This window comes from Sphingopyxis sp. (genome assembly GCF_035686825.1).
GTDB lineage: Bacteria > Pseudomonadota > Alphaproteobacteria > Sphingomonadales > Sphingomonadaceae > Sphingopyxis.
In genome coordinates this window covers 692369-712406 of record NZ_DASRYZ010000003.1, presented here as the reverse complement: position 1 = coordinate 712406, position 20038 = coordinate 692369, and the positions used below count along the sequence as shown (strand labels likewise).

Genomic DNA, 20038 nt, shown 5'->3' with positions numbered 1-20038 from the left:
CCTGCTTGTGTCGGTCACCGCGCCTCGGGCGGGGTGATGCGGATATTTACCGTCCGGATCCGGCCGTCGAGCGCGCCCGCTGTCTTGCCGTCGGCGAGCGGCCCCGACCCGCTGTCCTGCCCCAAGTCGAAGGTTTCGCTGGGCGAGAAGGATAGGCGGGGCAAGGCGCCGCGGATCGTGCCGCTGGCGATTTCCACGCCGTCGGCGAGGATGTGAGCGACCGCCTCCCTTTCGCTGCGGCGCTCGAAGCGGAGCAAAATCGTCGCGGGCCCCTGGCGCAGCGCGCGGTCGGCGGCGATCTCGGTCAGCTTGAGGTCGAGGCTGCGGTAGGTGAAGACCGGGCGGCCCTTGCGCAGATGCAGCGCGAAGCCGCCGTGGCGACCGCCGATCGCGGCGACGGTGCCGCCGGCCCCGGCGTCGAGATCGAGCTTCGCCTCGATGGTGAAGCTGGTCGAGGGGACGGGCGGTGCGAGCGCTTCGGGAATGCGCGCCGTCGCTCCGTGATAGGTCCAGAGGAAATTGCGCCGCGCCATGTCGGCCGCGAGCTGCTTGCGGACGAAGCCCCAGGCTTCGCTGGTGTTGGTCAGCGGATAGACATTGTTCGCCTTCGCCTCGCGATCGAACAGCGCCTTCATTTGGGCGAGCTTGCGCGGGTTGGCCGCCGCGACATTGCGCTGTTCGCCGGGGTCGGTCGCGAGATTGTAGAGCTCCCACTTGTCTCCGCTAAACACCGGCCGGTTCATGAAATCCCACACGTCGAGCCGGTGCGGGACGACCGCCTTCCAGCCGTTCGCATAGATCGACCGGTTGCCGTACATTTCATAATATTGCGCCGGGTGCCGCGTCGGCGCGGCGGGGGCAGCGAAGCTGTATTTCATGCTGACGCCGTCGAACGCCATCTGCCGCTCGCCGTTGACCATCGCCGCGGGGGCGATGCCCGCCGCGTCGAGGATCGTCGGGGTGATGTCGGTGACATGCTGATACTGGCCGCGCGTTTCGCCGCGCGCCGCGATGCCGCTGGGCCACGACAGGATCAGCGGCACGCGCGTCCCGCCTTCATAGGCCGTCTGCTTGTAATAGCGGAACGGGGTGTTGCCCACGACCGCCCAGCCATTGGCATAATGCGGATAGGTCGAGGGGCCGCCCCAATCGTCATAGTGCCGGAGATTCTCGTCGAGCGTCGCGAAATAGGCGTTGGCGAAATAATGTTCGCTGAAAGTGCCCTGCGGCGCGCCCTCCGCGCTGGCACCATTGTCGGCGGTGATCAGGACGACGGTGTTGTCGAGTTCGCCGCGCGTTTCGAGTGCATCGAGGATGCGGCCGAACTGCTCGTCTGCGTGGCTGAGCTGCGCCGCGAAGGCTTCCATCTGGCGCGCGAACATCCGCTGCTCGTCGCGGCTGAGGTCGGCCCAATGCTTGACCCCGGCGGGCAGCGGCGGGAGCGCCATGTCGGCGGGGACGAGCCCGAGCTTCTTCTGCCGGTCGAGGATCTGCTGCGCCGCGGCGTCCCAGCCCGCATCGAAACGGCCCTTGTAGTGGTCGAGCCAGCGTCGCGGCGCGTGATGCGGCGCGTGCACCGCGCCGGTCGCCCAATACATCATAAAGGGGCGGTGCGGGTCGGTCGCGTCGCGCGCGCCGATCCAGCCGATCGCCTTTTCGGCCATGTCGGCGCTGAGATGATAGTCGGGGCGCGGCGACAGGCTGACCGGCTGATGGTCCGTCCACAAGGTCGGGTCGAAATTGTCGGCGTCGAAGGCGAGGAAGCCATAATAGCGATCGAAGCCCTGTCCGCTCGGCCAATAGGTGAAGGGACCCGCGGCCGACGCATCGGCCTGCGGCAGATGATCCCACTTGCCGATCGCATAGGTGAGATAGCCCGACTGGCGAAGATTTTCGGCGACGGTGCCCGCGCTCCGCGGGACGAGCGCATCCTGTCCGGGGAAGCCGACCGCGATCGCCGAATGGCCGCCGATATGGACGCGATGCGAATTGCGGCCGGTGAGCAGCGCGGCGCGGCTCGCCGAGCAGATCGGCGTCGTGTGATAATTGGTGTAGCGCAGTCCGCGTTGCGCGACGCGGTCGATGTTCGGGGTTTCAATGAGCCCGCCATAGCTGCCGAGCTGGCCAAAGCCCATGTCGTCGATCACCCAGACGAGGATGTTGGGTGCGCCCGCGGGGGCGGTTGTGCGGTTGATCGGCCCGGGAACCGAATCGGCGAAGGTCTTGCCGATCCGGGGCTGGTCGCCAGCGGCGGCGGATGCTGTCTGCGCGATCGCTGCGGCGCCCAGACAGGCGGCCGCGATACCGAAAAACCGATACTTCCTCATTCCCGCACACCTCGTGTCTATCAATCGCCGGATGCTTGACGATGTACTATAGATGAATTACAATCTTCGTAAAGTGTAAACATCGAGATGGCGAGGGACAGCATATGAAAATCGAACTGGATGCGATCTATCGCCGCATTGTCGACCATCTGGAAAATGGCACCACCGATATGGCGGCGGATTCGATTGAAGTGCCTGCGGCCCACTTCACCGACGCCGATCATCTCGCCCGCGAGCTCGAGGTCTTCCGCCGCCAGCCGCTCGCCGCGGCGACGAGCATGGAGATTCCCGAACCGGGCAGCTTCGTGACGCGCGACATATTGGGCGTGCCCTTGCTGATCGTGCGGCAGAAGGACGGCAGCGTCGGGGTCTTTCGCAATATGTGCCGCCACCGCGGCGGCAAGGTCGAGCAGGCCGATAAGGGCAAGAAGCCCTTTTTCGTCTGCGCCTATCATGGCTGGAGCTTCAAGGGTGACGGCAGTTTGCGCGGCGTGCCCTTCGAAGAGCAATATGGCACGCTCGACAAAGGGTGCCGCAACCTCTTCGCGGTCGAGGCCGAGGAACGCCACGGGCTGATCTGGATCAAGCTGCCGCAGGCGCCGCAGGACCCGGGCGTTGCCGACTATCTGGGCGACGCCGACGAGCGGCTCGCGGCTTATGACATCGACCGGCTCGTCGTGTTCATGGACCAGAAGATCGACCTCGACATCAACTGGAAGCTGGTGATGGACGGCGCGATCGATGTGCTTCACCCGCAATTCCTGCACGCCGAAGGCGTCGGCAAGCTGATCCAGACGGGCGCCGCCGTCTGGCTCGATCTCGGGCGGCACGGCCAGTCCTATTCGGCGCGCAAGCGCCTCGCGCGCAAGCTCAAGGCGGGCGAACCGATCGACAAGGGTTTCCGCTATCTGACCGGCAACCTCATGATCTTTCCAAACATGAGCGTGATCCCGACGCCCGACCATATCGAGCATTGGACGGTGTGGCCGCACCTGACCGACCCCGGCAAATGCCATGTCCATATCCGCTTCCTGACCGATCCCGCCAAGCTGACCGACGAGGTCGCGGCGCGGATCAACCGCAGCTGGGATATCTTGCGGCAGGCGGCGACCGAGGAGGATTTCCCGATGGAGGAAATGATCCAGGCCAATGCCGCGGCGTTGCCGACGACCGACTTCCTTTATGGCGCCAACGAAGTGCCGACGCAGCACCTGCACCTGCAGATGGCGCGCGAGTTCGAAGCGCTGGCCTGACGCGCGCCTTACGGATGATGTAAACAGGGACGGCCGGCCAACGAGCCGGAACCGTCTCGGGAGAGACTGCATGAATATCGCCGAACTTGTTCGTTACTGGGCGCGCTGGAGACCCGATCACACCGCCGTCATCGCCGACGACGTCCGCACGAGCTGGGCCGAGTTCGACGCGCGCAGTGACGCGATCGCGCGCGGCCTGCGCGCCGCGGGGGTGAGCAAGGGCGACCGCGTCGGCATGCATCTCGACAACCGGATCGAGGCGCCGCTGCTGACCGTCGCGTGCCTGAAGCTCGGCGCGATGATCGTTCCGCTCAATTTCAAGCTGACCGGCGGCGAAATCCTGCCGCTGCTTGAGGACGCCGATTGCAAGATCGTCGTCAGCCAGGCGAAGCATCTCGACCGGCTTGAAATAGCCGCGGCGAAGCTGCCTTTCGCCATCCACAGCCTCGACGGCAGCGATGTGCCGAGCTTTGCATCGCTCTGCGTCGAAACCGGTGCGGTGCCGACCGAAGCGATCGGTCTCAATGACGCGGGGTTCCTTTGCTACACGTCGGGAACGACGGGACGCCAGAAGGGCGCTCTGCTGACGCATGGCAGCGCGATGTATCCCGGCCTTGCGAAAAATATCGCCGAGGGGCTGACCTGGCGTGATTCGATCATGGTCGCGGTGCCCTTTGTCTTCACCGGCGCGATTGTTTCCTGTTTCATCCAGTTCACAGTCAACGCCGGCGGCACGATGGTGCTCGAATCCGATTTCGACATCGACCGCTATCTCGACGTCATCCAGCGCCACCGGGTCAGCGCCGCGACCACGGTGCCGGTGGTATGGGAACGGCTGATGCGTTCGCCGGGGTTCGAGAGCGCCGATCTGTCGAGCATGATCTCGGCCGCCGCGGGCGGCGCGCCGGTCAGCATCGACCTGATCGAGGCCTATCGCGCCAAGGGCATTTCGCTGATCCAGTCCTATGGCCTGACCGAAGCCTCGGGGCTTGCCGCGACGATGCACGGCGAGGATGCGATCAAGCACATCGGCTGGGCGGGGCGCCCGATCGTTGGCAGCGAGATGAAGATCGGCGATGCCGACGGCAATGCGCTCGCCAACGGCGAGGTCGGCGAGATCATGGTGCGCGGCCCGCATGTCATGCGCGAATATTGGCGCAATCCCGAAGCCACGGCGGCGACCTTCGCGGGCGACTGGCTTCGTACCGGCGACACCGGGATGATGAACGACGAAGGTTTCGTGAAGGTGGTCGACCGGTCGAAGGACATGATCATTTCGGGGGGCATCAACGTCTACCCGGCCGAGATCGAGAAGATCCTGTCGGCGAACCCGCATATCGCCGAACTCGCGGTGATCGGCGTGCCCGACAGCGACTGGGGCGAAGTGCCGATGATCGTCGCGAGCGGGGTGAGAGACCAGGCGGCCGCGATGTCGGCGTTCGAATGCGACGGGTCGGCGCAGCTCGCGCCGTTCAAGCGGCCGCGCCGCGTCGTCTTTATCGACGAACCGCTGCCGCGCACCTTGTCGGGCAAGGTTTCCAAGCCGACGCTGCGCGGGCTTTTCCCGGCGGTTCCCGAACAGGCGAAGCCGTTGTTCGGGAAATAGGGCGGGCGACCGTAGCAACATTCCTTTTCCCTCGCTTCGAGGGAAGGGACGCCAGCCTGTCAACGATAGCCGCGATCGGTTCAGCTCTTCCTACCGCTTCATTGTCCCGGTGCAGCGCCAATTGCGCGCGTCGTTGATGTCGCTCCCCGGATTGCCGCTGAACTGCGCGACGGTTGGGAAAGCGCAGATGCGGAAGGTTCGCGGCGGCGCGGGTGCCGGGCCGCCGGCGGGCTTTTCGGTGCTCATGCCCGACACATATAAGGAGGTGTTCGACGTCGAGTTGACCTCGATCTCGCGCGGCGTGTTCGACATCACCAACTCGCTTGGCCGTTCCCCGGCTTCCACCCAGCGTTGCATCGCCTCGAGCATCGTGCGCGTGCTGTCGGTGGGCGATCCTTCGCCGCCGCGACAGTGGAACATGCCCGGGACAAAGAAGCTCTGGAAGAAGTCGGCGCTGTCGGCGCCGAATATTGCGCGCACGCCCTTGCTGTAGTTGGCGGTATAGGCGGGCGGTATCGCCTCGTCGGATGCGCCGGTCCACAGGATCAGCTTGCTATCCGACCGGCTAAGACCTCGAAGGTTCGACGGGGCATAGCCATAGCCGCCGACGCGATCCCAGAGCAGCTTTTCTTCGGCGAGCTGGCGCGCGTCGGTGAAGTCCATCTGCGTCAGCGCGTCATAGCCTTCGCCGCGCAACGCCTTCATGCTCAGCACAGTCGAACCGAACAAGGGCGGGCGCGTCGCCTCGTTCCACGGCGGCGCCGCGGTGCCGAGCCCGATCGGTCCGAGCAACGACGGATTCGCCATCCAGAAGCCGGGCGCCGTAACCTCTGATCCCGCGACTTCGGGCAGGCCGCCGGCCAGCACTTCGAGTGTCGAATATTGTGCGTCGGTAAGAAAGGGAAAGAGTGACTGCGTCAGCGCGATCTGCGTCGGGTCCCAGATCAGCCCGTCGCGCGCGCCGTCGGATTCGTCGTAGCGCGCCATGATCGCCTGTCCGACGCGCGACATCTCGGCGGGCGAAATCCAGCGCGCGGGATCGCGCGCGACATGCTGCGCGGCAAAAGCCCAGAAGGTCTGGACATAGGCATTGGTGGGCGCTCCGGCGGCGATGAAGCCGTCGGCATCGCCGGGATATTTTTCTGCTTCCATCAGCGTGCTCACGCCGCCGCCCGAGCAGCCCATGATGTAACGCGGCATCCGCTCGCGCGCATAGTAGCCGCGCGCAATCGCCTGCGTCGCGATCGCCGCGACATGGGTACCGCGATGTGCATAATCTTCGGATTTTCCGGGATCGGCGCGGAACGACATGTCCAGCGCGCCGCCCGAATGCGATCCCTTGTCGGTGGTCGCGACGGCATAGCCCGCGGTGATATGCTCGCGCGACGGGTTGACGATATAGCCTGCCGATCCGCCGGGGATGACCATCAGATAGCGGCCGTTCCAGCTTTGCGGCAGCGCGATCATGAAACCGACCGTATTGGGTCCGGGATTGTCGGTTCGCACGATGCCGTCGACCCGGCAATAGGGCGTGGGCTTGGCCAGCCAGCGGACCGACCGGATCGTGACATCCTTGCCCGCCCAGCCGATGGCTTCCGGTGAACAGGCCGCCGCTGCCGCGCCGGGCACGGCAACCGGCCGCGAATCCTGCGCGGTTGCGGGGGGGATCGTCAGGAAGAGTGTCAGCGCGGCGCTGAGCGATGATGTCCGATACTGCATGCCGTTGGTCCTCTACGCGTCGGAAATTGATGCAGGCATCAAATAACAAAAAATGGAAAATGTAAATATTCATGCTATGAAGGGGCGTAGCTTGCAGGCCGCGCCGGGCTTCGGTGGCGCTTCGGCTGGTCAACGACCCGGCGCACAGCCGGGCAACCGGAAGGACGAAAAGGGTTTGGACGTTTCGGAAAGTCGCCAGGATGGAGCCATACGCGACATCGGGAAGACCGGCGCGAAAATCGTCGACGGCGCGCGGCGCTGTTTCGAGCGATACGGGATAGAGAAGACGACGATCGAGGATATCGCCAAGGCGGCCGGCGTCTCGCGGCCGACCGTGTATAAATTCTTCGCGGGCAAGATGGACATCGTCGACCACATCGGTTTCGGCGAACTCGACAAGATCCAGGAGCTCGTCCGCGCGCGCATCAAGCCCGATCTTGGCTTCGCCGATATGACGACCGAGGCGATCGTGGCGTCGGTGCTCGTCGCCAGCGGGAATCCCTATATCCGTCGCTTCGTCGAGGATCTCGAAGTGTCGGCGCAGAGCCAGCTCCCCACCAGCCCCTATCAGCAACAGGCGCGGCGCCGGTGGGAATCGGTGATGAAGCGCGCGCAGGCCAGCGGCGAACTTGCCGCCGACCTCGATCCGGCGGAGGTCGTGAGCTGGCTCTCGCGCAATCAGGTGATGTTGCTTCGCGTCCTCGACCAGTTCGGCGGCGACGAGGAAAAGCTGCGTCATATGGTCCGCCGCTTTGTTGTCGAGCCGCTGCTTGTCAATCGATCAACGCCGTCAAGCTGAATGGTGGAGCGGCCGGGACGGCGATTCGCGAATCGCCCTTCACGGACCGCAAACGTCCCATCCCTGCCAAGTGGCAAGTTTGGGCTGTCGTGCCAAGATTTATGAGGCTTTTTAGATAGTAAACTACATCATATAGATTGACCCCCATTTCCCGCGCTCTCCGCACTGCGAGCGGAGTTGACATTTTATTGATTTTGTTGTCTGTAATCTTTCGGGAGAGATGCAAGGCTAAAAGGCTGGTCAAGGCGGTCGGTATGATCGCCGGAACAGCGCACCTCCCACGGTGAAGGACTGCGCGGCGCCACCCTCAAAGAAGGGTGGGGCGCCGCAAATGGGAGGATGTTATGCGCTCTGCTTACAAGCTCGCCACTTGCTCGATGGCGATTGCGGTTTCGGCTGTTTCTACTGCAGCGATGGCCCAGGAGGCCGAGGCCGATAGCGCCGGAGCGAATGAAATCGTCGTCACGGCGCAGAAGCGCGACGAACGACTGCAGGACGTGCCGATCGCGGTTTCCGCCTTCACGCCCGAGCAGCTTCAGAACAGCGGCATTTCCGACGTGCTCGATCTGGCCGCGGTGACGCCGTCGCTGCTCATCACCGAAGGGTCGAGCCAGGCGCAGCCCTATATCCGCGGTGTCGGCGGCCGGAACATCACGCCGGGGAACGAGGCGACGACGGCGGTCTATGTCGACGGCGTCTACCAGACCGACAAGACCGGCATCATGCTTCAGAGCTTTCCCGACGTGCAGTCGGTGCAGGTTCTGCGCGGGCCGCAGGGCACGCTGTTCGGCCGCAACGCGACGTCGGGCGCGATCCTTGTCACGACGCTGCAGCCCGATCAGGATTTTGGCGCGATGTTCGAGGGGACCTATGGCACCGACGAGGAAGGCGCGCGCGGTTTCGTGACGACCGGCCTCGGGCCCAATCTGGCGATCGGCGTCAGCGGCTTCTATCGTAACGAGCGCCCCTATGTCCGCAATCGCTCTCAGGCGATCAACGGCGCAGACAAATATGTCGGCGGCGACAAGAGCTATGGTGTGCGCGGACAGCTGCGCTGGGAGGCGACCCCCGATTTCTCGGCCACGGTGGCGGGCTATTATTCGAAGGGCGAAACCAACAACGTCGTTGCGCTTCAGCCGATCCTCGGGGAAACGACCACCGTCGGTCAGGTGGCGTCGGGCATCGACATCAGCCGGCCGCAGCGTTCCTATTACGGCGAGATTGATCCCGAAGTCCGCTTTGAGGGCTATGGCGCGTCGCTGACCCTCGACGCCGATGTCGGCCCGGTCAATATCAAGTCGATCTCGGGCTACAGCCACAGCACCTCGGGCGTCGAATATGATCTCGACGGCTCGCCAGCGCCAGTTTTCTGGTTCGATACCGGCCTGAAAAGCCGAACCTGGCAGCAGGAAATCGACATCACGTCGATGAATGACGGGCCGTTCCAGTGGATCCTCGGCGGCTTCTACCTCAACTATCGCGACGGTTACGAGCAGCTCGATCAATATGTCGGGCTGCCGGTTCCGGCGACGTTGCGGCCACACACGGTGCCGCAGGCGCTGCTCGATGCCTCGGCGGCAGGCGCCGGCCCGACTTCGGGGCTTGCTTATATCGACCAGCAGGCGTTCGTGACGGTGAAGTCGCTCGGCGTGTTCGGCGAAGCTTCGTATGCGTTCAGCGAGGCGGCCAAGCTGACGCTCGGCCTTCGTTACACCGACGAGAAGCATACGCTCGACAAGGATAATGCCGGGACGACCTATGTCCCGGACGGGACGGGCGGGGTGATCGCGATACCGCGCAATTCGGCTGCGATCTGCGCCGCCAATCCGGCGTGCGATGGCCTGTCGACGCCCTTCTCCGAACTCACCTATCGCGCCGTTTTCGACTATAAGTTCACCGACGATTTCATGGCCTATGCAAGCTACAACCGGGGCTTCAAGAGCGGCGTTTACAATATTTCGTCGATCCCCAATGTGATCGCGACCGAGCCGGAAACGATCGACGCGTTCGAGGTCGGATTCAAATCGAAGCTTTTCGACCGCCAGGTGACGTTCAACGCCGCGGCCTATTACTACAAATATGACAATCTGCAGGTGCCGGTTGTCGATCCGGTCACCAATACCCAGCAGTCGATCAACGCCGCCAAGGCGACGATTTCGGGCATGGAAGTCGAGCTGGCCTATAATCCCAGCGACCGCTTCTCGCTCTCGGCAGGTTTCGCGACCTTCTTCAAGTCCGAGTATGACAGCTTCAAAAACTGCGCGATTTATCGTCGCGCGGCTTCAGGTCTCGCAGTGCCGCCGAACGCGGACTGCTCGGGCTTCGACCTGCCGGGCACGCCCGATATCAGCTTCAACATCCAGTCGACCTACAATGTTCCGCTGGCCAACGGCGGCAAGCTCGAGCTCAACGGCCTGTTCAGCTATGTCGATCAATTCGACCATGCGACCTATGGCGCCTATCCGGCGGGCGGGACCGGCGCCGGTGCCTATCCGGCGGGTATCGGCCGCGCGCCCTTCCAGAAGGCGACCGAGACGCTGAACATGTCGGTCACCTTCCATGCGCCCGACGATGCTTTCTACGTATCGGTGTGGGGCAAGGATCTGTTCAACCAGAACGACATCTTCCGCAACGTTTCGACGACCTCCTTCGGCTATTATTCGATGCTTTCGCGCGGGACGACGGCAGGGGTCACGATCGGGACGAAGTTCGGATCGCAGCGGTAGGAAAAAGGGGGCACGGCCGCCGGCACGGGCACTGCCGGCGGCCGCGTTTTTTTGAGGAGAGCGACGTGGCCACTTCCCCGGGCGCCGACGGCGGGATGTTGCCGCCCGATCTTTCGGCGCATTGGTATAATGCGGACGATTTTGCGCCCGGCGAGCCGTGGAGGGCGTTCGATCCCGCTCGCACCGCGCTGGTCCTCGTCGACCTGATCAACTGGCAGGTCGACCCCTCCGGACCCTCGATCGCCGCGATCCGCGCGGCGGGGCATCCCGAGCGCGCCGATTATCTTTTGGCGCGCTTCGCCGACACCATCGGACCCAATCTCGAACGGTTGTTACCCGCCGCGCGCCGCGCGGGCGTGCGGGTCGTCCATGCGCGGCTGGCGAGCCGCCATCCGGACTATGCCGATATCGTTCCCGCGCTGCGTCCCTATGTGAAGGCGGCGGGGGCACGCGACGGATCGCTCGCTGCGATGCCGATCGCCGAGGTCGGCGACGAACCGCGCGATCTTTCGGTCGTCAAATCCGGGTCGGGGGCTTTCGGGGGAACCGAACTCGACTTCCTGCTCCGGCGCGAAGGGATCGACACGATCCTTTACGCCGGGGTGGTGACGACCGCCTGCGTGCTGCTTAGCGTTGCCGCGGGGTTCGACCTTGGATACCGGCAATATCTGGTCGCCGACTGCACCGGCACGCTGTCGGCGCGCGACCAAGAGGATGCCGAGCGGCTGATCGGCAATTATCTCGCCGAGATCGTGACCGCCGCCGATGCCGTCGCGGCGATGGAGAAACAGTTCCATGCCCTATGACTTCCTGACCGACCTGCTGGTTCTCGAAGTTTCGCATTTCGGCCCCGACGCGCTGGGCGGCCGGCTCGCCGACATGGGCGCGCGGGTGATCAAGGTCGAGGATCCCGACGGCGGCGATCCGGTCCGCCGCGCGGGGCCGTGGTCGGTGGGGGAGGAGAATGGCTTTTCCTATCTCCACCTGCGCTGGAATCGTGGCAAGGAAAGCGTGATCATCGACCTCGCGAGCGAGCAGGGCAGGGCCGATTTCCTGATGCTGGCGGAAAAAGCCGATGTCGTGATCGAAGGGATGCGCGCGGGCGTGATGGCGCGGCTCGGGCTGGGGTATGCGGCGCTGAAGGCGGTCAATCCGGCGATCGTCTTCTGCTCCTTGTCGGGACTGGGCGAAAGCGGACCTTATGCGAAGCTGGCCTCGCACGGCCCGTCGTTCGACGCCTATGGCGGGCTCGGCATGCCGGTCGGGGAAAGCATTTCGCGCTATGACGGGCCGCAGGCGCCGTCGATCGGCATGTACGCCTATGGGCTCGAGGCGGCTTTCGCCGTCGTCGCGGCGGTGCTTCGCGCGCGCCGGACGGGCGAGGGCGCGGCGATTGAGGTTGCCGCGGCGGACTGTTCGGCGCACTGGATGCCCGAGGCGCTCGATCCGTTGCTCAATCCCGATACGACCTTCGCGCGGCCGGGATTCCTCGATGCCAGCGGCAAGATGCGTTTCTGGGCGCGGATGGAAAATTACCGCTGCGCCGACGGCAAGCTGATCTTTTTGATGACCTTCACAGCGAAGAGCTGGCAGGCGCTGCTGGGACTGATCGGCCGGCCCGATCTCGATGAGATCTACACGCGCGAGCCGCAGACCGGGACGGAGGATGCGGAGGTCAACGCCGCGCTGATCCCGATCTTCGCTTCGCGCCCGCGCGCCGACTGGCTCGCCGATTTCGCGCGCGACAATGTGGCGGCGATGCCGGTGAACAGCTTCGCCGACGTCATTGCCGACCCGCATTTCCGCGCGCGCGAAAATACCTATCGGGTCGCGCTGCAAGACGGCCGTGACGTCACGCTGACCTCGTCGGCGATCCATGTCGGCGGACAGGATTTCGCGATGCCGCTAGCCCCCGAACTGGGCGAGCATAACGACGCCATCCGCGACGAATTCGGGCTGGGCGACGGTTGACGGTTGCCAGTGGGCCGGCTCGGTCGGTCCTTCGCGATCCTTGTAGTGCATCAGTTAGCCAATCGATTGACGAACGCTGGCGGATGCGCGACCTTTTGGTCGGGTAAGGCGAGGCCGCCACCGCCCGGATCGCTAATGGCGAGGAAAAACGATGCATCTGGCGACGCTGTCCGCGGTTAAGTTGCCCAACCATAGCATCAAGCTGATGGCGATCATGCTCGGCGAACTGGGCGCCGACGTCGAACAGGCGTTGCGGCAGGTAGGGTTGACGGCCGGCGATATCGAGGACCCCGCCGCGCTGGTCACGGGATTGCAGGAGGTCGAGTTCCAGCGGGCGTTCATGCAGCAGACGCCCGACCAGCCCGAGGTCTGGGTGGAACTCGGATCGCGATACAGGCTGCTGACGCACGCCCACACCGATTATGGCCTGTTGATGTCGACCGCGCCGACGGTCGATGCGGCAATCAAGATCGGCTTCATTTACGGCGACCTTTACTACATGTTGGCCGATGCCGAAGGCATCTTCGCCGAGGACGGCCGGCAGATCGGTTTTCGCTCGCTGCCGGTCGAATTGCCACGCGATATGCGGCGCTTTTCGGCGCTGCGCGACGTTGGCGTCAATTGCACGGTCTTTTCCGAACTGTGGGGAGAGCCCTTCCCGTTCGATACCGTCGAATTGCCGGTGCCGGCGCGGGATGAGCCGTTCGTGCGCCGCTTTCTTCCCGATGCCGACCTTCATTTCGACAGCGAGTTCAATCGCTGGCGTTGGTCGGTGCGCCTCGACAAGCGGCGCCCGCCGCACAGCGATCCGGTGCTCCATGATTATTATCGCAGCGCCTGTGACCGGCTGTTGGCCGCGGCCCATCGGGAAGGCGACCTCGTCGACCGCGTGCTGACCCTGCTCGACGAGAGTAAAGGGCAGGACAGTGTCGACTATGCGGCGCGAAAACTGGCGCTATCGACGCGCAGCTTGCAGCGCAAGCTGGGCGACCGGGGTTTTTCCTATCGGGAGCTGGCCGCGCTTGCGCGCCACAGACACGCTTGCCGCTTGTTGCTTACGACCCGCCATCCCGTGAGCCGTGTTGCGCTCGACACGGGCTATGACAATGTCTCGGCCTTCAACAACGCCTTCCGTCGCCTGTCCGGAGTCACGCCCAGCCAGTATCGCAACGGCATGGCCGTAGCCTGAAACAACCCGCCTTCGTTGGGACTGGCTGGCGCAAAATGTGAAGATTTTGGCGCGCCCGCGCATCGCGTACCTCTTGTCCGGTGACTAATGAAAGGTCGGCCGCAGACGTTCCGCGCGAACCCGTGACAGAGAATGCCGCGGCCGACGACCAGCCTCTACGCCGGGCAAAGTCCCGGCCGGGCTAGGTGCTTAGGGAGAGGCAGATGCGTTCCAGGAATCGCCACAGCATGTCGTGCCGCGCGTTGGTCGCGGGGCTCGCGATCCAGCCGTTCTTATGGGTCAGCCCCGCATCCGCACAGACGCAGGAAGTGGCGGAGGATACCGCCGCCGATAGCGACGATATCGTCGTCACCGCGCAGCGCCGCTCCGAAAGGGCGACCGACGTTCCGATCTCCATCACCGCGCTCGGCGCCGATACGCTCGAGGCGGCCGGCGTGCTGACCACCGGCGATCTGGGCAAGGTGACCCCGGGGCTGTCGATGGACCGCGCGGGTCCCTTTTCGCAGCCGACGATCCGCGGGATCGGGTCGTCGGTGACCGGTCCCGGTATCAACACGAGCGTGGCGACCTATATCGACGGCTATTATCAGCCGAGCACCGTTTCCAGCGATTTCAGCCTTGCCGACGTGGCCTCCGTCCAAGTGCTGAAGGGGCCGCAGGGAACGCTTTTCGGACGCAATTCGACGGGCGGCGCGATATTGGTGACGACACTCGCGCCGAGTTTCGATCCGATGGCGCGCGCACGGATCAGCTATGCGAGCTATGACGACATCACCGCGACGGCTGTGGTGTCGACCGGGCTCACCGACAAGATCGCCGTGCTGCTGTCGGGCCTCTATCGACATGATCGCGGCTATGCCCGCGATATTGTGACCAACGCGCCGCTCCAGAAGGCGAGAGAATATGTGGTCCGCGGGAAAGTCCTGTTCCAGCCTTCGGACGATGTCAGCTTCACCCTCGCCTATACCCACGGCGACATCGATGATCCGTGGGGCGTCGCCCAGGTTGCCTATCGCGGCGTGTCGGCAGCGGCAGGGATTCCGGGCGTGGTTGTGCCGGACCGGCCTAAGGAGGTCGCCGCGACCTTGCCGCCCGAATCCAGGGTCAACTATGATGCGGTGACATTCACCGCCGACGTCGATCTCGGCGGCGTGAACATCAAAAGCTACACCGGCTATCGCGACGAGCGCGATTATGTGCAGCTCGACAGCGACAAGACCGCCTTCGCTTTTCAGTACATCGATTTTCGTCCGGTCGACGAGACCTTCACGCAGGAAATCGACATTTCCTCGACCGGGAGCGGGCCGCTGCAATGGGTCGCCGGGCTTTATTATTATCATGACAAGGCGGGCTATCTCGACCTTGGCGTGACGCAGGGCGGGCCGCGTTTCACCTTCCTCAACGCGCGGCTTGAGTCGAAGGCCTATGCCGCTTTCGCCGATGTCACTTACGAGGTATCGCCGGGCCTCTACCTGACCGGCGGGATGCGCTACAACAACGAGAAGGTGACGGAGACGTTCGATTCGATCCTGTCGAATTATGTTCCCGCATCCTTTTCCAAAACATTCGAAAATCTGAGCCCGCGTGCGGTCATCCGCTTCGAACCCACCGCGAGCAGCAGCCTGTATCTGTCCTACAATCAGGGGTACAAGGCGGGGACTTTCAACCCGACCGGTCTCAGCCCAGTACCGGTGCGGCCCGAAAAGATCGACGCCTTCGAGGCGGGATACAAGATGCGGTCGGGCGGCACCCTGTTCGAGGTCGCGGGCTATTATTATGACTACAAGGATCTGCAGTTCGTCAGCTATGTCGGGGCGACCGCGCAACTCACCAATGCGGCGAAGGCGCGAATCTATGGCGCCGAGGTCAATCTGGAACAGGATGTTGGCGACTATCTGACATTGTCGGCGAACGCCGCTTGGACCGATGCCAAATATCGCGACTTCACCGGCGCCAACCATTATGAATATCTGGGCAACGGCGTGATCGTGAACGGCCCCGATGACGCGTCGGGTAACCCGATGGTTCGGACGCCCAAGTTTGCGGCGCGCGGCGCGATCGAATTTCATGCCCCGCTTGCCGGCGGCGAATTCCGGGCCAATGCCGCGGTCAAATACCAGAGCCGGATTCGGTTCGATCCGTTCGGGGAAACCCGGCAGGGTCAATATACGCTCGTCGATGCGCGCCTGGCGTGGACCGACCCGTCCGGGCATGTGACGATCGCGGCGTTCGGGACCAATCTGACCAACAAGGATTATTACGCGGTCGTCACCCAACAATCGGAAAGTTGGCCCGCCAACTATGGCCATCCGCGCCGTTTGGGCGTCGAACTGTCCTTCCGGTACTGACGGCTGGTGAAGGTCCGCACGATGCCAGCCTTTTCCGACGGCGAGGTCATATTGGTCACCGGCGCCACGCGCGGCGTGGGCGAGGCGGTCGCGCGTCGATGCGCGAGGGCCGGAGCGCGGGTCGTCGTCACCGGGCGCAACGTCGAAAGGGGAGAGGCGGTGTGCGCCGCCATCGCTTCCGACGGCGGCGACGCGCGGTTCGTGCCGATCGACGTGACCGACGAGGCGGCCGTCGCGCGCGCTTTTGACCAATGCCTCCAGCATTGGGGGCGGCTCGACGGCTGTGTCGCCAACGCCGCCGATCTGAGCCTGGGCGCGCTCGACGGGCCGGTCACCGAAATCACGCTGGACGGCTGGAACCGGCTGATCGCCGCCGATCTGACGTCGGTTTTTCTGACCGCGAAGCATGCAACAAGGGCTATGCTGAAGGGAGGGCGCGGCGGTGCGCTGCTGACGATCGGCTCGCTCGCGGGCGTGCGCGGTAACATCGGTCATGATGCCTATAGTGCCGCAAAGGGCGGTATCGTCGCGCTGACGCGCTCGATCGCCGCCTATTATGCGCGCTACGACATTCGCTGCAACTGCCTGAATCTCGGCTTTGTCGATTCGGGATCCGACCGGATCGAAACGGTTCTCGGCCATCCGGGCTTTCGTCAGCAATTGCTCGATTTTCATCTCGGCGCCTGGGGCAAAGCTGACGATATCGGCGGTATCGCGGCGTTGCTCCTTTCGGGCGAGGGCCGATACATCAACGGCGCGAGCATCCCCGTCGACGGCGGCGCCTATGCCGCCAGCCACATGCCGCGACCGACGGTGACGGCGATGATCCCCGGCTTTCCTCCCCTCCGCTCCACCCCCGACAAGGATTGATCATGCACAAGGTCACAATCGAAGACTGCCGTCGCCATCAGCCGGACGGCGATCCGCGCTGGCAGGAAAGCTTTTACGTCGGCTGGGTCGATCTTGAGAATCGGGCTTGCGGCGCCAATCACATCAGCCTCGCGCCCGTCGGCCACCGCGACACCCATGTGTGGAGCTGGACCATGGTCGACGGGGAGGTCATCGGCCGATCGCAGGCGCATGGGATGCCGATGCCCGACAGCGATTATGACGATATGAAGATCGGCGCCCTGCACGTCCGGTCGAGCGACGATCCGCGGCGGCTGGCGCTGGGCGTCGACTATGCGAACGGCGTCATGCTCGATCTGAACTTCGCGGCCAGTTGCGATCCCGTCGAGCTGTCGCTCGATCGCGGCGACGTGGTGCTCGGCGACCGGCATTATGAATTGATGGGGCAGGTGTCGGGGACGCTGCGGACGCCATCGCGCTCGATCGCCCTCCAGGCGTCGGGCTGGTCGGATCATAGCTGGGGCGCGCGCGATTTTTCGACCAATATCTCGCACCGCTGGCTTTGGGCGTCCTTCGGTGTGGATTTCGCGATCAGCGTGTTCGGATTCGTTAGCAACGACGGCTATTTCCCCTTTGGCTGGGTGTGGGACGGCGGCGAGATCCACCTGGTGACGGCGGTGCGTTTCGACGCGGTGGTCGCCGACGACGGCATCACCCCGCGCGGATGCGATGCGCGGATCGCGACAGCATCCGGCCGCCGCTACCACGTCAAGGGCCGTGTCCGCGATGCGGCGCTGATGGGGGGCGTCGGCTGGCACGCGATGAACGGGCTGACCGAATATGAATGCGGCGGCCGCATCGGCGAGGGCTTTCTGGAAGTCAATGAGCTGAAGGTCCTGACCGCCGCGATGAAGGCGGAGCTGGCGCTCTGATGTTGGCCGCCAGCGTACCCGCGACAATTGCGGATATCTCTGCCGACTGGATCGGACGCTCGCTCGCCGGCCGCTTCCCCGGCGCGCGCGTCGCGGCGGCGCGCATGGAAGGGTTTGTCGACGGTACGGCCCAAAAATGCCGTTTTGAACTGGACTATGACGTCGGCGCCCCCAGCGGCCCGCCGTCGCTGTGGGTCAAGGGTGGGTTCGATCCGAAGGGAGCCAGTCAGGGGAATGCCTTTTCCAATGAAGTGCTATTTTACCGCGACCTTGCACCGTTGCTCGATATCAGCCTGCCCGACAGCTTTTACGGCGCGATCGACAAGGCGACGAACAACGGCGTCGTCGTGCTGGAAGACCTGTTGCTGCGTGGTGCGCGCTTCGGGCGGGCGACCGAGCCGCTGACCCCCGACATGGCGGCCCGGGTTCTGACGATACAGGCGCGGCTCCACGCGCGATTCTGGAGCGGCCGCGATACGGCGCATCTCGATTGGCTCGTCCCTGGCGGAGCGATCGCCGGCGCGGGCGTGGTCGATCAGTATTTCGGTCTGTGGGACAATGCTCAGCGACTGCCGCGTTTCGCTTTCCTTACCGCCGAACAGACCGACAGGCCGCGGATGCAAGCGGCGCTAAACCGGCTGATCGATCATTTGCGCGATCATCCGCTGTGCGTGCTCCATGGGGATTCGCAGGGCGGAAACCTGTTTTTCATCGACGATGCGCCGGGCTATCTCGACTGGCAGCATTCGATGATCGGCCATTGGGCCTTCGATCTTGCCGGATTCATGATGACCTCGCTGACGGTCGAGGACCGGCGGCTCCATGAGCGCGCGCTGCTGCGGCACTATCTGTCGGCACTGACCGATGCCGGGGTCGCCGCGCCAGCTTTCGGCGCGGCATGGGATGATTATGCGCGTTATGCCATGTGGGCCTTCATGTGGGTGATGTGCCCCGTGGAGGCGCATCCCGAAGCGGTGTGTTCGGCGAACAGCGAACGCGCCTGTGCGGCGATTTCGGACCTCAAGACACTCGCCAAGCTTGGCGTGTAGCGAAAGGCGAGGAAAGCTTCGTCAGCCGCGTACGGCGCGCGTCTGCATCGGCACCACGGCCGGTCCCGCCATCACCCGGTCGTAGCTGCGGTGAAACTGCTGGTTGATGACTTCGTTGTGCGCGAGCAGCATCGTGCCGGTATTGGGCATATTCGCCGAGTGCTGGATGCTGTCGCCGACCGGCACGTCCTCATTCAGGATCGCGGCCTCGGCGATGTCCCAATTCTTGGCGAGGACGGCCTGACCCTTTTCGTCATAGTCGCCGGGCGCCTTGGGTGTGAGGAAGCGTAAGTGGACGCGCGAGCGGCCGGGATTATGGACGTCCTGATACATCGTCCAGAATTCGGCATGATGCGGGTGCAGCTGGATGCTGACGTTCGGGAAGACCATATTGCCGTAAACGACATAGGGGTCGAGGTCGTGTTCGCCCGGTTCGCTCCCCAATATCTCGTCGATCTTGCGCCGCGGCGTCGTCGTCACCGCATGGTCGCCGGTGCCCTCGACCCGCGCCATCATATTCATGTAGAAATAGGGCCGGATCGTCGGGCCATGGACCCACTGGACATGATAGCCGTCGGTCAGCCCGTCGACCATGATCTTCCAGTTCTGGTCGAACTCGAAAAAGGCCTCGCGATAGAAATATTGGCGGTCGAGGCCGTAATTGGCGAGCACGCCGTCCATCACCGGGCCGAGGTGCGCGGCGACGTCGATCGACCCTTCGGGATTTTCGACGATCCAGACGAAGCCGTGACGCTCCTCGCACGGCAAAGCGATCAGATTGCGCTCGCGGCACGGCAGGCTGAGCCCCAGCGTCTGTTTGAAGGTCAGGCCGATCAGCTCGCCCTCGTTGGTGTAGGTCCAGCCGTGATAGGGGCAGGAGAAGCGGCCTTGCTTGCCCTCGGCCTGCGTCACCAGCGTCGCGCCGCGATGGCGGCACATGTTGAGGAAGGCGCGGACTTGGCCGTCCTTGCCGCGTGTGACGAGAGCCTCGCTGCGGTTGAGTTTCACGGTCACATAGCTGCCCGATTCGGGCAGCTGGCTGCTGTGCAGCGCCATCATCGGATAATGTTCGAAGATTTTCTCGCGTTCGGCGACGGCGATGTCGGGGTCCGAATAGACCGAAAGCGGATATTCGTAGGTTTCCTCGATCATGTCGGTGCTGTTGTCGCGGATATGCCGGAACAGCTTTTCCGCCACCTGACGGTTATGTTCGGGGCTCAGATACATTCGACTCTCCGCATTTTCTGATCGGACAGCAACGGCTCGGCGC

At 64.0% G+C, this 20038-nt stretch carries 14 protein-coding genes; 11 read left to right on the top strand and 3 right to left on the bottom strand.

Translation table 11 applies throughout. From position 1 onward, the window contains the following. Positions 1–14: 14 nt before the first annotated feature. Complete coding sequence (locus VFG17_RS08015; protein ID WP_325028931.1) at positions 15–2327, bottom strand: arylsulfatase; 2313 nt, start codon at positions 2325–2327, stop codon at positions 15–17. Between the two features lie 104 nt (positions 2328–2431). On the opposite strand from VFG17_RS08015, the gene VFG17_RS08010 reads away from it, so the two are divergent. Beyond that, positions 2432–3580 (top strand): aromatic ring-hydroxylating dioxygenase subunit alpha, encoded by a 1149-nt coding sequence (locus VFG17_RS08010; protein ID WP_325028930.1) that lies wholly within the window; start codon positions 2432–2434, stop codon positions 3578–3580. Between the two features lie 70 nt (positions 3581–3650). After that, positions 3651–5186, top strand: coding sequence for a class I adenylate-forming enzyme family protein (locus VFG17_RS08005; protein ID WP_325028929.1), 1536 nt, complete (start codon positions 3651–3653; stop codon positions 5184–5186). A 90-nt stretch (positions 5187–5276) separates the two neighbouring features. Here VFG17_RS08005 and VFG17_RS08000 read toward each other — a convergent pair whose 3' ends face one another. Then, positions 5277–6905, bottom strand: a complete 1629-nt coding sequence (locus tag VFG17_RS08000; RefSeq protein ID WP_325028928.1) for a tannase/feruloyl esterase family alpha/beta hydrolase — start codon at positions 6903–6905, stop codon at positions 5277–5279. A gap of 175 nt (positions 6906–7080) precedes the next feature. Between VFG17_RS08000 and VFG17_RS07995 the strand changes: the two genes are divergently transcribed. The 9 genes from VFG17_RS07995 to VFG17_RS07955 all read left to right on the top strand — a co-directional run bounded on the left by VFG17_RS07995 (position 7081) and on the right by VFG17_RS07955 (position 18768). Then, positions 7081–7704 (top strand): TetR/AcrR family transcriptional regulator, encoded by a 624-nt coding sequence (locus VFG17_RS07995; RefSeq protein WP_325028927.1) that lies wholly within the window; start codon positions 7081–7083, stop codon positions 7702–7704. Positions 7705–8048: 344 nt separating this feature from the next. Then, positions 8049–10430 (top strand): TonB-dependent receptor, encoded by a 2382-nt coding sequence (locus VFG17_RS07990; RefSeq protein WP_325028926.1) that lies wholly within the window; start codon positions 8049–8051, stop codon positions 10428–10430. 65 nt (positions 10431–10495) lie between these two features. After that, a complete protein-coding gene (locus tag VFG17_RS07985) occupies positions 10496–11236 on the top strand; it encodes an isochorismatase family cysteine hydrolase (RefSeq protein ID WP_325028925.1) in 741 nt (246 codons plus the stop codon). Next, positions 11226–12401, top strand: a complete 1176-nt coding sequence (locus VFG17_RS07980) for a CaiB/BaiF CoA-transferase family protein (RefSeq protein WP_325028924.1) — start codon at positions 11226–11228, stop codon at positions 12399–12401. The genes VFG17_RS07985 and VFG17_RS07980 overlap by 11 nt, the downstream gene beginning before the upstream one ends. A gap of 151 nt (positions 12402–12552) precedes the next feature. Then, entirely contained in the window at positions 12553–13590 is a 1038-nt protein-coding gene (locus tag VFG17_RS07975) for a helix-turn-helix domain-containing protein (protein ID WP_325028923.1), read from the top strand. 203 nt (positions 13591–13793) lie between these two features. Beyond that, on the top strand, positions 13794–15938 hold the full coding sequence (locus VFG17_RS07970) for a TonB-dependent receptor (RefSeq protein ID WP_325028922.1): 2145 nt from the start codon (positions 13794–13796) through the stop codon (positions 15936–15938). A 21-nt stretch (positions 15939–15959) separates the two neighbouring features. Continuing rightward, a complete protein-coding gene (locus VFG17_RS07965; RefSeq protein WP_325028921.1) occupies positions 15960–16808 on the top strand; it encodes an SDR family NAD(P)-dependent oxidoreductase in 849 nt (282 codons plus the stop codon). A 2-nt stretch (positions 16809–16810) separates the two neighbouring features. Next, positions 16811–17719: a DUF7064 domain-containing protein gene (locus VFG17_RS07960; RefSeq protein ID WP_325028920.1), complete on the top strand. Its 909-nt coding sequence runs from the start codon at positions 16811–16813 to the stop codon at positions 17717–17719. After that, positions 17719–18768 carry a phosphotransferase gene (locus VFG17_RS07955; protein ID WP_325028919.1) on the top strand — a complete coding sequence of 350 codons (1050 nt, stop codon included), beginning with the start codon at positions 17719–17721 and terminating at the stop codon, positions 18766–18768. The genes VFG17_RS07960 and VFG17_RS07955 overlap by 1 nt, the downstream gene beginning before the upstream one ends. A 21-nt stretch (positions 18769–18789) precedes the next feature. Here VFG17_RS07955 and VFG17_RS07950 read toward each other — a convergent pair whose 3' ends face one another. Beyond that, on the bottom strand, positions 18790–19995 hold the full coding sequence (locus VFG17_RS07950) for an aromatic ring-hydroxylating dioxygenase subunit alpha (RefSeq protein ID WP_325028918.1): 1206 nt from the start codon (positions 19993–19995) through the stop codon (positions 18790–18792). Positions 19996–20038 lie beyond the last annotated feature (43 nt).